This is a genomic window from Sphingomonas oligophenolica (assembly GCF_039522915.1).
Taxonomy (GTDB): domain Bacteria; phylum Pseudomonadota; class Alphaproteobacteria; order Sphingomonadales; family Sphingomonadaceae; genus Sphingomonas; species Sphingomonas oligophenolica.
The window spans coordinates 251,512-265,650 of sequence record NZ_BAAAEH010000035.1 but is presented as its reverse complement, the minus strand read 5'-3'; the positions used below and the strand labels follow the sequence as shown (position 1 = coordinate 265,650).

The 14,139-nt window shown below is 67.3% G+C and carries 9 protein-coding genes; 5 read left to right on the top strand and 4 right to left on the bottom strand.

Features of this window, described 5'->3' with window-relative positions; all coding sequences use genetic code 11:
• Window positions 1–35: 35 nt before the first annotated feature.
• A complete protein-coding gene (locus tag ABD050_RS17135) occupies window positions 36–3,605 on the bottom strand; it encodes a hydantoinase B/oxoprolinase family protein (RefSeq protein WP_343890889.1) in 3,570 nt (1,189 codons plus the stop codon).
• A 77-nt stretch (window positions 3,606–3,682) separates the two neighbouring features.
• Here ABD050_RS17135 and ABD050_RS17130 point away from each other — a divergent pair, with 77 nt between their 5' ends.
• Genes ABD050_RS17130 through ABD050_RS17120 form a run of 3 tightly spaced genes read left to right on the top strand, consistent with a single transcriptional unit; the run spans window position 3,683 to window position 6,263 of the window.
• Complete coding sequence (locus ABD050_RS17130) at window positions 3,683–4,339, top strand: DUF969 domain-containing protein (RefSeq protein ID WP_343890706.1); 657 nt, start codon at window positions 3,683–3,685, stop codon at window positions 4,337–4,339.
• Window positions 4,336–5,244, top strand: coding sequence for a DUF979 domain-containing protein (locus tag ABD050_RS17125; protein WP_343890705.1), 909 nt, complete (start codon window positions 4,336–4,338; stop codon window positions 5,242–5,244). The genes ABD050_RS17130 and ABD050_RS17125 overlap by 4 nt, the downstream gene beginning before the upstream one ends.
• Entirely contained in the window at window positions 5,241–6,263 is a 1,023-nt protein-coding gene (locus ABD050_RS17120) for a DUF2891 domain-containing protein (protein ID WP_343890704.1), read from the top strand. Before ABD050_RS17125 ends, ABD050_RS17120 begins: the two co-directional genes overlap by 4 nt.
• On the opposite strand, the gene ABD050_RS17115 is transcribed toward ABD050_RS17120, so the two are convergent.
• Window positions 6,239–8,056, bottom strand: coding sequence for a DUF885 domain-containing protein (locus ABD050_RS17115; protein ID WP_425542479.1), 1,818 nt, complete (start codon window positions 8,054–8,056; stop codon window positions 6,239–6,241). The two genes, ABD050_RS17120 and ABD050_RS17115, sit on opposite strands and share 25 nt — an antisense overlap.
• 148 nt (window positions 8,057–8,204) lie before the next feature.
• Here ABD050_RS17115 and ABD050_RS17110 point away from each other — a divergent pair, with 148 nt between their 5' ends.
• Window positions 8,205–9,863, top strand: a complete 1,659-nt coding sequence (locus ABD050_RS17110) for a M20/M25/M40 family metallo-hydrolase (protein WP_343890702.1) — start codon at window positions 8,205–8,207, stop codon at window positions 9,861–9,863.
• A 36-nt stretch (window positions 9,864–9,899) separates the two neighbouring features.
• On the opposite strand, the gene ABD050_RS17105 is transcribed toward ABD050_RS17110, so the two are convergent.
• Window positions 9,900–10,154: a hypothetical protein gene (locus ABD050_RS17105; RefSeq protein ID WP_343890701.1), complete on the bottom strand. Its 255-nt coding sequence runs from the start codon at window positions 10,152–10,154 to the stop codon at window positions 9,900–9,902.
• A gap of 147 nt (window positions 10,155–10,301) precedes the next feature.
• Here ABD050_RS17105 and ABD050_RS17100 point away from each other — a divergent pair, with 147 nt between their 5' ends.
• Window positions 10,302–12,260 carry an amidohydrolase family protein gene (locus tag ABD050_RS17100; RefSeq protein ID WP_343890700.1) on the top strand — a complete coding sequence of 653 codons (1,959 nt, stop codon included), beginning with the start codon at window positions 10,302–10,304 and terminating at the stop codon, window positions 12,258–12,260.
• Between the two features lie 54 nt (window positions 12,261–12,314).
• Here the strand turns inward: ABD050_RS17100 and glmS are convergent, their stop codons facing one another.
• Window positions 12,315–14,138, bottom strand: a complete 1,824-nt coding sequence (gene glmS / locus ABD050_RS17095) for a glutamine--fructose-6-phosphate transaminase (isomerizing) (RefSeq protein WP_343890699.1) — start codon at window positions 14,136–14,138, stop codon at window positions 12,315–12,317.
• Window position 14,139 lies beyond the last annotated feature (1 nt).

Here is a 14,139-nt window from a genome sequence, read left to right as displayed (position 1 = left end):
GAAGCCGCAGCGCGGTTGGCGAGCGCCTCGGGACGTTAGTCCTTCGCGCCATAGCCGCCGCCGCCCGGCGTCTCGATCACGAACACATCGCCCGGCGCCACGGCAGCGCTGCTCGACGATCCAAGGGTTTCAGTGGTGCCGTCGGCGCGCTCGACCAGGTTGCGCCCGCACATCCCGGGCGCGCCGCCGGCGAGCCCGAATGGCGGCACGCGGCGGCGGTTGGAAAGGATGGTCGCGGTCATTGCCTCGCGAAAGCCAATCCGGCGCACCACCCCATCGCCGCCCGGGTGCTCGCCAGCCCCGCCCGACCCGTGCCGGATCGCGAAGCGTTCGACCAACACCGGATAGCGTTGCTCGATCACCTCCGGGTCGGTCATGCGGCTGTTGGTCATGTGAGTCTGCACCGCCGCAGTGCCGGGGAAATCGGGCCCCGCGCCGGATCCGCCCGCGATCGTCTCGTAATATTGCCGCGTCGCGTCGCCGAAGGTGAAGTTGTTCATCGTCCCCTGCGCCGCCGCCATCGCGCCGAATGCGCCGAACAGCGCGTCAGTGACGACCTGGCTCGTCTCGACGTTGCCGGCGACGACAGCGGCAGGATGGACCGGCCGCAACATCGACCCTTCGGGCACGACGATCTCGAAGGGCGCGAGGCAGCCGTCGTTCATCGGGATCGGCTCGGCGACCAGCACACGCACGACGTACAGCAGCGCCGCCCGCACGATCGCGAAGGGCGCGTTGAAATTATCGCTTCGCTGTGCGCTCGTGCCGGTGAAATCCACCCTGGCCGAGCGGCGAACGCGGTCTACGTCGACGCGCACCCGCACCGCCGCGCCATTGTCCATCTCGTACCGGAAGCTGCCGCCATCGATCCGCGCGAGCAGGCGGCACACCATCTCTTCGGCATTGGTGCGGACGTGGCGCATATAGGCCTGGACTGTGGCGAGGCCGTGGTCTGCGCACGCAGCCAGCAGCGCTTCGGCCCCCCGCGCGCACGCGGCGATCTGAGCACGCAGGTCGCCGATATTCTGGTCAGGGCTGCGCGCGGGCCACCGCGCCGCGGCGAGCAACGCGCGAAGCTCCGCCTCGCGGAAGCGGCCCTGCTCGACGAGCAGGAAGTCGTCGATCAGCACGCCCTCGTCCTCGATGGTCCGGCTGTCGGGCGGCATCGAGCCGGGGGTGATACCGCCGATGTCCGCCTGATGCCCGCGCGCGGCGACGTAAAATACAGGCGCCTGGCCGCCTTTAGCGAACACCGGCATGATCACGGTCACGTCGGGCAAATGCGTGCCGCCATGATAGGGATCGTTGAGAGCATAGACCTCGCCGGGCTTCATCGCGCCGGCGCGGTTCGCCATGACGGTCCGGATGCTCTCGCCCATCGAGCCGAGATGGACCGGGATATGCGGCGCGTTGGCGATCAGATTGCCGTCAGCGTCGAACAGCGCGCAGCTGAAATCGAGCCGCTCCTTGATGTTGACGGAACGCGCCGTCTGCTGGAGGGCGAGCCCCATCTGCTCGGCGAGCGCCATGAACAGATTGGCGAACAGTTCGAGCCGGACCGGATCGAGATCAGTGCCGGCCGACACGCGTGCGCTGCGGGGCATCACGCGCTCGAGCATCAGGTTCGCACCCGCGTCCACCCGGGCGACCCAGCTCGGCGCGATGAAAGTCGTTCCGGATGAATCGACGACGATCGCCGGACCCGACACGCTCCAGCCGACCGGCAGGTCCGAGCGGTCGAACAGGGGCGCCTGCACGGTCTGGTCGTCGAGATGAAGGGGAACGTATTCCGGTACCGCTTCGCCGCCCCCGGCTGCGAAGCGCGCCTCGGCCGCGGCAGCCGCCCCCACCGCTTCAGCCTCGGCGGCCTCGACGATGAGCGCCGCACGCTCGTCCACGAATCCGAAGCGCGCACGGTGCGCCGTGGTGAACCGCGCTCCGATCGTGTCGAACGGCGCGGCGTCGAGGGGCAGCGTCGTATCGGCCCCGGCATAGCGCAGGTGCAGACGGCGCTCGATCGCCGCCAGGCCAACCCCCTGCGCGCGGAGCGCTGCCGCCGCCGCATCGGCCAGCGCGTCAAGCGCCGCCTCGATCTCACCCTCGCGCTCGATCGGCAGCGCGACCGTCGCCTCGCGGATGACGCGCTGGCTCGCCATGCCCATGCCGAACGCGGAGAGCACGCCGGCAAGCGGATGAACCATCACCTGGTCGATCCCGAGCGTATCGGCGATGGCGCAGGCATGTTGCCCACCCGCCCCGCCGAAGCTCGCCAGGGCATAGCGCGCCAGATCATGGCCGCGCGCGATCGAGATGGCACGGATCGCGTTCGCCATCGCCTCGTTGGCGATCGCGATAAAGCCCTCGGCGAGCTGCTCGGCCGTCTTCCGCACCCCGGTCGCCGCCGCGACGTCCTCGGCCAGCGCGTCGAAGCCGGCGCGCACCACCGAGGCGTCGATCGGCTGATCACCCTCCGGACCGAACAGCGCGGGGAAGTGCGACGCCTGGAGACGGCCCAGCAGCAAGTTGCAGTCAGTGATGGTGAGGGGACCGCCTCGCCGATAGCATGCCGGCCCCGGATCGGCCCCGGCCGATTCCGGGCCAACGCGCAGCCGCGTGCCGTCGAACCTGCAGATCGAGCCGCCGCCTGCCGCGACCGTATGGATCTGGAGCATCGGCGCGCGTACGCGCAAGCCACCAACCACCGCCTCGCCGGTACGCTCGAAAATACCGGCATGGTGCGACACGTCGGTCGAGGTGCCGCCCATGTCGAAGCCGATCACATGGCTGATCCCGGCCGCCCGCGCGGTCGCCGCCATGCCGACTATGCCACCCGCCGGCCCCGAGAGGATGGCGTCGCGTCCGCTGAACGCGTCGGCCTTGGCCAAGCCGCCGTTCGACTGCATGAACAGAAGCTCAGTGTCGCCGAGCGCTTCCGAAAGCCGGTCGACATAGCGGCGCAGCACCGGCGACAGATACGCGTCGATGACGGTCGTCTCGCCGCGCGGCACGAGCTTGATGAGCGGCGCGACTTCATGGCTGACCGAGACCTGGGTGAAGCCGATCTCGCGGGCGACCCGGGCCAGCGCAGCCTCGTGCGCGCTATGCCGGTATCCGTGCAGGAGCACGATCGCGATCGATCGCAGTCCGCGCGCGAACGCCGCCGCCAGATCGCGCCGTGCCGCCTCGATATCCAGTGGCCGCAGGACCTCGCCTTCCACCGTCACGCGTTCGTCGATCTCGACCACCGCGGCATAGGCCTGTTCGGGCAGCACGATATGCTTCGCGAAGATATCCGGGCGCGCCTGGTGGCCGATCCGCAGCGCGTCTCCATGTCCGCGCGTGATCGCGAGCAAGGTCGGCTCGCCTTTCCGCTCGAGCAGCGCGTTGGTGGCGACGGTCGTGCCCATCTTCACGGTCGTGACATCGGCAAGCGTTGCGCCGCCTTCTGCGAGCAACCGTGCGATGCCCGCGACCGCCGCATCCTCGTAGCGCGCCGGATCGTGCGACAGCAGCTTGGCGGTACGGATCGCTCCGTCGGGCAGACGCGCGACAAGATCAGTGAACGTACCGCCCCGATCGATCCAGAAGTGCCAGCCGTTCACCATTGCCGCGCCCACTTGGCGTTGTTCGCGCCAATATGCAAAGCTGTCGCGATGACCAAATGCCGACCCGCTCGCTAACGATGCTTGTCCTCGCCGGCATCGCCGTGATCGCGCTCGGCTTCCTGCTTCGCTTCAATCCGTTGCTGGTTGTCGCTGCCTCGGCGCTGGTAACCGGGCTGGCAGCCGGGCTCGATCCGTTGAAGATCCTCGCCTTGTTCGGCAAGGCGTTCAACCAGAACCGGTTCGTCAGCGTCGTCTATATCGTGCTGCCGGTGATCGGCCTGCTGGAACGCAATGGCTTGCAGGCGCGCGCGGCGGCGCTGGTCGGGCGGCTGCGCGGCGCCACCCCGGGCCGGCTGCTTGCCGCCTATCTCCTCTTTCGCCAGCTTACCGCCGCGCTCGGCCTCACCTCGGTGGCCGGGCACCCGCAAACGGTGCGCCCGCTGGTTGCCCCCATGGTGGAGGCAGCCGCCGAGGCCGAAGCGCCGGGCGCGCATGATCCGCAGAGACTGCGCGCGCTTGCGGCGGCGACCGACAATATCGGGCTGTTCTTCGGCGAGGATATCTTCATCGCGATCGGATCGATCCTGCTGATGAAAGGCGTGTTGCAAGGCTATGGCATCGCCGTCGCACCCTTCGACCTGTCGGTATGGGCGATCCCCACCGCAATCGCCGCCCTCCTGATTCACGGTGGGCGCCTGCTGCTGCTCGATCGGCGCGCGGGGAGTCGCGAATGATCGGGCTCAACATCGTTTATCCAGTCGCGGGCACGGTGTTTCTGCTGTTCGCGCTGCTCGGCGTACGGGCGCGGCGATGGGGTAACGCCGCCTTCCATGCCTTGCTCGCGCTCAGCCTTCTGGTCGGCGACCGTATCGGTGATCTCGGCAATGGCGCGCTCGTCCTGTCGTTGATCGCGGTCGCGACCTTCGGCCGGATGCGCGCGCGCCGCACCGACGACATCCTTGCCGTGGCGCCGCGCGGCAACGCGCTGTTCGTGCCCGCGCTGGTGATCCCGGCCGCCGCGCTCATCGGGACATTGCTGTTCAAGCAGATGCCCGCACTCATCGACGCAAAGCAGGGAACGCTCGTGGCGCTGACACTGGGCGTGCTGCTCGCGCTGGCGATCTGTTATTGCTGGATTCGGCCAGCCCTGTCAGCGCCGTTTCGCGAGGGATTGCGGCTGATGGACGATATCGGCTGGGCCGCGGTGCTGCCGCAGATGCTGGCGAGCCTCGGCGCGGTCTTCGCTGCCTCGGGCGTGGGCGAAGTCGTCGGCGGAATAGCCGGTCAGGCAATTCCCCAAGGCAGCCTGATCGGCGCGGTGATCGCCTACGGCCTCGGCATGGCGCTGTTCACGATGGTGATGGGCAACGCGTTTGCCGCCTTCCCGGTGATGGCGGCGGCGGTCGGCTTGCCGCTCCTCGTCCACGGCTACGGCGCCGATCCGGCGCCGGTCGCCGCGATCGGCATGCTCGCCGGATTTTGCGGCACGCTGATGACGCCGATGGCGGCGAACTTCAATCTCGTGCCCGCCGCGCTGCTCGAGCTGAAGGATCGCAGCGCCGTGATCAAGGCTCAGGTGCCAACCGCGCTGCCGCTGCTTGCTTTCAACATCCTGTTTCTGTGGCTGGTGATCCGATGACTATGCTCGATGAAACGCTCGCTACCCGGTTCGCGCGGCTGACGCTCGGGCATCTCGGACAGGAATATCCGCACAAGCTCGATCATGTGCTGAACGGTCCCGGCGATGCGCTGACGCCGCGCGTGCTTCATCCGATTTTCTTCGGCAGCTTCGACTGGCATAGCTGCGTGCACGGCTGGTGGCAGGTGCTGCGCCTCGCCCGGCTGTTTCCGGCGATGGCAGCGGCCACCGAAATCCGCGCGCGTGCCGACGAGATGCTGACCGCCCGTAACGTCGCGGTGGAATGCGCGTATCTGGACCGCCCGGGCAGCACCGGGTTCGAACGGCCCTATGGATGGGGCTGGGCGCTCGCGCTGCACGGCGAGGCGCTGATGCACGACGCGGCGTGGGGCGAAGCGATCGATCCGCTTGCACGCGCCTTTGCTGCGCGCTTCGCCGATTTCCTGCCCAGGCTGACCTACCCGATTCGCACCGGCACGCACGGCAATACCGCCTTTGCGCTGCTCCTCGCCGGCCGCTGGGCGCAGTCACGCGACCCGGCACTGGCGGCGCTGATCGCCGGCAAGGCGCTCGGCTGGTACGGCAATGATCGCGATTGCCAGGCGTGGGAACCGGGCGGCGACGAATTTCTCTCGCCGGCGCTGATCGTCGCTGCCCTGATGAGCGAAACGCTCGACACGGCCGCCTTCGCGCAGTGGTTCGACGCTTTCCTGCCGCGCGCCGGTACGCAGGCGCCCGCCACGCTGTTCACCCCTGCCCATGTCTCAGATCGCAGCGACGGCAAGATCGCGCATCTCGATGGACTGAACCTGAGCCGGGCCTGGTGCTGGCGAATGATTGCCGCCGCGCTGGGCCGCGATCATTCGGTTTCGGCGTTGGCGCGTGCCACGGCCGCTGAGCATATCGGCGCGAGCCTGCCGCATATCGCCGATGATTATATGGGCACGCACTGGCTGGCGAGCTTCGCCTTGCTCGCGCTCGAGGACGCGCCGGCTCAGCCCTTCGCCATGGCGATGTAGCGCGTCACCTTTCCACCCAGCACATCGAGCGGCACGTTGCCGCCGTCGACAACCGCCTGGTTGAAATCGCGCAGATCGAACCGTGCGCCAAGCGCTGCTTTCGCCCGGTCGCGCTGGGCGACGATCTCGGTCTGGCCGAGCTTGTAACCACAGGCCTGCCCCGGCCAGGCGCAGTAACGATCGACTTCGCTTTCCGCATTGCTGCGCGGCAGCCCGGTGGCGGCAGTGAACTCTACCAGCGCCTGCTCGCGCGACCAGCCCATCGCGTGAATGCCGGTATCGATCACCAGCCGCACCGCGCGCCACGAGAGCCCCATCAGATAGCCGAGCCGCCCGGCGGGGTCGTCGTCGTACAGGCCAAGCTCGTCGGCCAGTTGTTCGGCATAGAGCGCCCAGCCTTCAGAATAGGCGTTGAACGCAAGGATCGATCGGATCAGCGGCAGTTGCTGCGCATATTCGCCCTGCCAGACATGCCCCGGTATGCCTTCATGAAACACAAGGTCGGGAATGGTCACCTTGTTGTGGATCGAGGGGTCGCCAAGGTTGACCAGAATCCTGCCGGGGATCGACCCGTCGAGTGAGCCCGGCCCGCCATAGGCCGCTGGCGCGCCCGCCTCCTGGGCCAGCGGCATCCGCCGGATTTCGAGATTGCCTTTGACCAGCCGGCGGAAGGCGCGCGGCAGGCGGGGCCGGATGGCGTCGATCCTGCCCTGCATATAGGCGACGATCTGGCGGCGGCCTTCATCGTCGTTCGAAAAGGCGATCCCCGGCCGGTGCTGCAGCGCGGTGGCGCGTTCGGCTATGGTGCCGTCGGTCAGCCCGAAGCTCCTGAGGATCGAATCGGTTTGCTTCTGGAGGTCGGCCAGCTGCGCAATCCCGATCGCGTGGATCTCGGCCGGCGTGCGGCGCGTGGTCGTGCCGGCGCGCAGCCCCCAGGCATACCATTCGGAGCCGTGCGGGCGCGACAGCAGGCCGGCCGCATCAGTCGCCACCGCCCGTTGCGCCCTGAGTTCGGCGAGTTGCCGCTCGAGCGCCGGGAGGACCCTGCTTCGCACGATCCGCGCCGCACGATCGCTCCATGGCCCGGGAACGGTGCCGGCCTTGCGCACGAGCGGGCCGATCAGCGGGCCGCCAGGCAGCGGCGCCTCGGCCAGGGTCCCCGTCAGGCCGGCGATCGTCTTGTCGAGCAGAAAGGAAGGCGGCACCAGGCCCCGCTCCCGTGCCATGCGGCTGCGCACGGTCTCGCCGTCGAGCTGCGCGGCCATGGCGGAGATCCGCTCGAGATAGGCTTCGGCATCATCGGCATTGCGCACCGGCTGGTCGCCGTCGAGCAGCTCCGGCACATCGAGCCAGGCACCGACATTCTGGATCACGGCATAAGGCGTGTTACGCCAACTGCCGATGGTCGCAACGCCGTAGGGCAGCTTCATACCGTCGAGCGCAGTTCTGAACGCACTCTCGGTCACCGCGAGGCTGGTCAGCGTGGGATCATCCAGCCCGCCGCGCGGCACCCGCGCCAGATCGGCGAGCGCCTGCGACAGGAAGCCGCGCCGCGCCTCGACGCCGGCGGGCGAACGATCTTCCAGCCGGCCGCGGAGCGCGGCATGCGGGCCTGTATCGAGGCCGAGCCTGGTCGCCTCGGGCGGTTCCAGTTCCAGCAACTGCCATGCGAGCCGGTCGAGCAGCGACGCGGCTGGCGTGGGGGGCACGGCGACGGCGGCGGCGGGCAGCGCGGCAAGCGCCACGCTGGCAGCAAGACCCGCCAGCGCGTCGCGGCGGGAGAGTGAAGGCATATCCATCGCACGGAGATGAATGGTGAAACGACCGACGTCAAACAGGGGTGATATGCCACGCGGCATTTTCCGGTCTCTCGGCCGGCCTGGGCGGGCGTGCCGATTTCTGCGTTCTTGTGCTGAGGGGCGCAGCTTCTAGAGTGGCCCGATGAAAATCCTGACCGCCGGTATCATTGCCGCTCTCGTCGGCGCCGCTCAACCTGCACTTGCCGGGCAGGACATCGACCCCGGCCGCCTGACCGAGACGGTCAAGACCCTCGCATCGGACACGTTCGAAGGCCGCGCGCCCGGGACCGCGGGGGAAGACCGCACGATCGGCTACCTGATCGCACGCTTCCAGGCGCTCGGCCTCGAACCGGCGGGGCCGAACGGGCAATGGGTGCAGCCAGTGCCGTTGCTGCACACCCGAATGGGCACGCCGGCTGTTTTCCGGTTCAACGCGCCAACCGGCGCCATCCCGCTCGAACAGTCCCGCAATGCCTATGTGTCGACGATCCGCCCCGACGATATGGCACGCATCGCCGGGGCGCCCGTCGTCTTTGTCGGCTACGGCGTGCATGCGCCGGAGCGCGGCTGGGACGATTTCAAGGGTACCGACCTGAAGGGCAAGATCGTCATCTTCCTGGTCAACGATCCCGATTTCGCAGCGAAGCCAGGCGAGCCGGTATCAGGCAAGTTCGGCAACCGAAGCATGACCTATTATGGCCGCTGGACCTACAAGTTCGAAGAGGCGGCGCGTCGCGGGGCTGCCGGCGCCCTGATCGTGCACGAGACGGAAGGCGCGGGCTATGGCTGGAACGTCGTGATCAGCCCGGGCGGCGAAAATTACGATATCGCGCGCAGGCCGGCCGATCTCACCAGCCTCAAGCTGCAGGGCTGGCTGGCGGGCGATGCAGCCCGCGCGCTGTTCGCCTCGGCTGGTCTTGATCTTGCGGGCCTTGAAACCGCCGCGCGCTCTCCGAACTTCAGGCCGGTCCCGCTGAAGGGCGTGACGCTCGACGCAAGCATACCCGTCACGCATGAACTGATCGAGAGCCACAATATTCTCGCGCGCATCACCGGGACGACGCGACCCGACGAGGTCGTCATGTTCGGTGCGCATTGGGACGCTTACGGCAAGGGCAAGCCGGACGAACAGGGCCGGATCTATCGCGCCGGCGCCAATGACGATGCGCTGGGCATTGCAAGCCTGCTCGAGATTGCCCGGTCGATGAAGGCGGGCCCGGCGCCGCAACGCAGCGTCGTCTTCGCTGCATGGACGGCCGAGGAGCGAGGGCTGCTCGGCTCCGAATATTATGCCGCAAACCCGATATTCCGGCTCGACAGGACCGTCGCGAATCTCGCCATCGACATCCTGCAGACGGCAGGGGCGGGCAATGATGTCGTCCTTGTCGGCAAGGGGCAGGATAGCCTCGAGGACGATATGGCGCGCGTCGCCGCGACGCAGGGGCGCACCGTGACGCCCGAAGGCCTGCCTGAACGCGGGCTGTTCTACCGCGCCGACCATTTCTCCTTCGCGAAGCGCGGCGTACCGGTGCTGCTGTTGATGGGGATTGCCGGAGCGACCAACCTGAAGCAGGGCGGAACCACGGCCGGACAGGCATGGATCGATGCCTATACCGGGCATTGCTACCATCAGGCTTGCGATCAATGGGGCCCGGACTGGAATCTTGCCGGAGCGGTGCAGGACATCGCCCTGATCGGGCGAATCGGTGACGAACTCGCGCACTCGACGCGCTGGCCCGGCTGGAAGCAGGGATCCGAGTTCAAGGCGGAGCGCGACAGGACTGAATCAGCGCGCCGCTAGGGCTGACCATCGGTTGGCCCCCAAGCCCTTGCAAGGTCAGCCACTTCCTCCCGCCCGCGCCCCCTGCGCCGCGATCTTGCCGAACGCGATCCATTGATCGGCATAGTCGATCTGGACGCTGAGGTCAGTGTCGATCCAGGCATGAAGCGCACCCTCGACGGTGACATGGTCGCCGGCTCCCTCGGCATAAAGCCGCATCGCCTCGAGCCGGTTGCGTGCCGAAACCGGCGCGCGCCGCGCATCCCGGCCCGGCGGCTGAAACCGACATTGCCTTCTGCTTGCGTCGCCCACTCCGAACAGCAGTTGCGCAGGCGACTGCGGCTTGTCAGTCTGTTCGCTTTCCTATGGGGTTCATCCATGCGCCGATTCGTGCTTGCGTCGCTGCTCGCTGCCGTTGCTTCAATTGCCCCGGCGGCGCCCACCCCCAAAGAGCAATTGATGACGCCGCCCGCGGGCGCGCGCCACTACACGATCAGTTCGACTGCCGGAAAACATGGCGACATCTGGTCCTGGACCATGCCGGACGGGCGCGTCGCCTATCGGATGTCGATGTCCCTGCGCGGCTGGGTCACTGAGGACGACGAACTGATAACGCTCGATGCGCGCCAGCGCACCACCGCGATCGCCATCCGTGGGTTCACCGACTCGGGCGACGCAACCGAGGACTTTGCCGTCGATGCCAAGGGCGTCGCCCATTGGAAGACAGTGGTCGACTCGGGCTCCGCGCCATTCGGCGACAAGCGCTACAACAGCTATGGCGGGCCGTGGCTTGCCGCCGAAAGGGATGTCGAGGCCCTTGTCGCCGCCGGTGACAAGGGCATCGACCTGCTCCCGACGGGCCATGCGACCATCGCCCTTCGGCAGACAGTGCAGATCGACGGGCCGCAGGGGCCGAAGCCCGTCACGCTCGCCTATATCACCGGCCTGGGATTCGCCCCCTCCCCGGTGTGGCTCGACAGCGACAGGCACTTTTTCGGCAATGCCGGGATCATTTCCCTGCTGCCCGAGGGCTATGAAAAGAACGGTCCGAGGATGAAGGACATCCAGGACAAGGCCACCGCCGACATGGTGCGCGACATTGCCCACCAGTTTCTCAGCGCCGCCAACCGCACGCCGACGTTGATCGACAATGTGCTGATGTTCGATTCAGTCGCTGGACGGTACCTGCCCGGCCGCGCCGTGCTCATCGCCGATGGAAAGGTCGCGGCCGAAGGCCCGGCCGGATCAATTGCGGCGCCGGCCGGCGCGACCGTGATCGACGGCCGCGGCAAGACGCTGCTGCCCGGTCTGTGGGACTCGCATCAGCATGTCGGGGACGACTGGAACCTGTTGCAGAATGTCGCGACGGGCATGACGAACTACCGCAGCCCCGGTTCGATGATCGACGAGGCGCTGAGCATCTACAAGCGCCGCGCTGCCGGCGACCTGCTTGCGCCCGACGGCAAGATTTCAGTCATCATCGATCGCAAGGACCCGCTCGCCGCGCAGGGCGCGCTCACCGTGTCGTCTGCGGCGGAAGCGATCGCCGCGGTGGACAAGATAAAGGCGGCGGGCCTGTGGGGCGTCAAATTCTACACATCGATGAATCCGGCATGGATCGCCCCTGCCGCTGCCGAGGCGCACAGGCTGGGGCTGCACGTTCATGGCCACGTCCCCGCGGGCATGCGCCCGCTCGACGCAGTGCGGGCGGGTTATGATGAAGTCACCCACATCAATTTCATCATGATGCAGGCAATGCCGCAGGATGTCGTCGACAAGGCGAACACCGCCGCGCGGCTCGAGGGGCCGGCCAAATACGGCAAGGACGTCGATCTCGACTCGCCCGCCATGAAAGCCTTTTATGCGGAGCTCGCCACGCGGCACACCATCATCGACCCCACGCTCACCGTCTGGGAGCCGCTGATGACCTCCGATGGAAGCATCATCTCACCGGAATATGCGCCGTTCGCCGATATCGCCCCTCCTTCGGTCGCGCGCGGCTGGAAGATCGGCGGCTATCCGTTGTTCGGCGGCCTTACGCGAGCGGATTTCCGCAAGAGTTTCGACAAGATGGTCGGCCTGGTCGGCAGGCTGAACCAGGCAGGCGTTCCGATCGTCGCCGGCACCGACGGCTATGGGCTGGAGCTGGTGCGCGAACTGGAGCTTTATCAACAGGCTGGCCTCAGCAATGCAGCGGCACTGCAGACCGCGACGATCATCCCCGCCCGGATGACCGGCATGGCGGACCGCACCGGATCGATCGCGCCCGGCAAGACCGCCGACATCATCCTGGTCGACGGCGACGTCTCGAAGGACCTCGGCAACCTTCGCCATGTGAATATCGTCTTCCTCGACGGCTATCGCCTCAGCGGACAGGCCTTGCGCCAGGCCAGCGGGCTCTCGGGCATGCCGAAGTAACAGCCTCGCCACCGGCGTCGCGCGACCGGGCCCCGGTGGCGATGGGGGAAATCGCTATTCCACCGTCACCGATTTCGCGAGGTTGCGCGGCTGGTCGACATCAGTGCCCTTCGCCACCGCCACATGGTAGGCCAGAAGCTGCACCGGCACCGCATAGACGAGCGGCGCGATCAGCGGGTGGACCTTGGGCATCTCGATCGTTGCGATGGTGTTTTCGCCGGCCTGGGCGATGCCGTCCGCATCCGAGATCAGCACGACCTGGGCGCCGCGCGCCTGCGCTTCCTGCATGTTGCTGACCGTCTTGTCGAACAACGGGCCCGAGGGGGCGATGACGATCAGCGGCACCTGATCGTCGATCAGCGCGATGGGGCCGTGCTTCATCTCGCCCGAGGCATAGCCTTCGGCGTGGATATAGCTGATTTCCTTGAGCTTCAGCGCACCTTCCAGCGCCATCGGATAATCCGGGCCGCGGCCGAGATAGAGAACGTCGCGCGCCGCCGCGATCTTGGGCGCCATCGCCTGGATCTCCTCGTCGTGCGACAGGGCATGGTTCATCGCCTCGGGCACGGCGCGCAGATGCGTGACGATCTCGCGCTCGAGTTCATGGGTCAGCTTGCCCTTGGCACGGGCGAGGTTGATCGCGAGCGCGGCCATCACCGCGAGCTGGCAGGTGAATGCCTTGGTCGAGGCGACGCCGATCTCGGGGCCGGCATGGGTGGGGAGCAGCAGATCGACTTCGCGCGCCATCGAGCTGGTCGGCACGTTGATGATGCCGGCGGTGGTCAGCCCGGCCGCCTTCATGTGCCGGAGCGCGGCGAGCGTGTCCGCCGTTTCGCCCGACTGGGAGATGACGAGGCCGAGCATATTGGGGGTCAGGACGGGGTCGCGGTAGCGGAATTCCGAGGCGACATCGACCTCGACCTGGATGCGCGCGAACTGCTCGATCCAGTATTTTCCGATCATGCCGACATAGGAAGCGGTGCCGCAGGCAACGATCGCGACGCGCTCGACCGAGCCGAGATCGAATTCCATGTCGGGGAGCGCGACCATTTCCTCGAGCGGGCGGAGATAGGAGCGCAGTGTCTGGGCGACGACCACCGGCTGCTCGTAGATTTCCTTGAGCATGAAGTGGCGGTGATTGCCCTTGTCCATCAACTGGCCGGAGGCGCCCGAATTGACGATCGGGCGGGTAACCGCTTCATTGTCCTTGTCGTAGACCTGAACGCCTTCTCGGGTAATGACCGCCCAGTCGCCCTCTTCGAGATAGGCGATGCGCTGAGTCATCGGCGCGAGTGCGAGCGCGTCCGAGCCGAGATAATTCTCGCCATCGCCGTAACCGACGGTGAGCGGCGCGCCGAGCCGGGCGCCGATCAGCAGATCCGGCTCCGACTTGAACATCACGCCGAGCGCGAAGGCGCCGTGGAGGCGCGGCAGAACGTTGGCCACCGCCTCGCGCGGCGGGAAGCCGCGGCCGAGCTCGCGGTCGATCATATGGGCGACGACTTCGGTATCGGTCTGGCTCTTGAACTGGCGGCCCTGGGCGATCAGCTCGTCGCGCAAGGGTTTGAAATTCTCGATGATGCCATTGTGGACCAGCACCACGTCGCCGACGATGTGCGGATGGGCATTGTCCTCGGTCGGCGCGCCATGGGTCGCCCAGCGGGTATGGGCGATGCCGCTGTTGCCCGGGAGCGGATCCTCGCGGAGGCGTTCAGCGAGATTGATCAGCTTGCCCGGCGCGCGGCGGCGATCGAACGCGCCGTCATGCACGGTGCAGATCCCGGCTGAATCATAGCCGCGATATTCGAGGCGCTTCAGCCCATCGAGCAGCCGATCCGCGACGGGGCCCTTGCCGAGAATTCCAACGATACCGCACATG

Excerpts from the sequence above, each read along its gene's own strand:
- ABD050_RS17100 (WP_343890700.1), top strand. The coding sequence starts at position 10,302 with ATGACGCCGCCCGCGGGCGCGCGCCACTACACGATCAGTTCGACTGCC.
- ABD050_RS17110 (WP_343890702.1), top strand. The coding sequence starts at position 8,205 with ATGAAAATCCTGACCGCCGGTATCATTGCCGCTCTCGTCGGCGCCGCT.
- ABD050_RS17130 (WP_343890706.1), top strand. The coding sequence starts at position 3,683 with ATGCTTGTCCTCGCCGGCATCGCCGTGATCGCGCTCGGCTTCCTGCTT.
- ABD050_RS17135 (WP_343890889.1), bottom strand. The coding sequence starts at position 3,605 with ATGGTGAACGGCTGGCACTTCTGGATCGATCGGGGCGGTACGTTCACT.
- glmS (WP_343890699.1), bottom strand. The coding sequence starts at position 14,138 with ATGTGCGGTATCGTTGGAATTCTCGGCAAGGGCCCCGTCGCGGATCGG.
- ABD050_RS17115 (WP_425542479.1), bottom strand. The coding sequence starts at position 8,056 with ATGCCTTCACTCTCCCGCCGCGACGCGCTGGCGGGTCTTGCTGCCAGC.
- ABD050_RS17120 (WP_343890704.1), top strand. The coding sequence starts at position 5,241 with ATGACTATGCTCGATGAAACGCTCGCTACCCGGTTCGCGCGGCTGACG.
- ABD050_RS17125 (WP_343890705.1), top strand. The coding sequence starts at position 4,336 with ATGATCGGGCTCAACATCGTTTATCCAGTCGCGGGCACGGTGTTTCTG.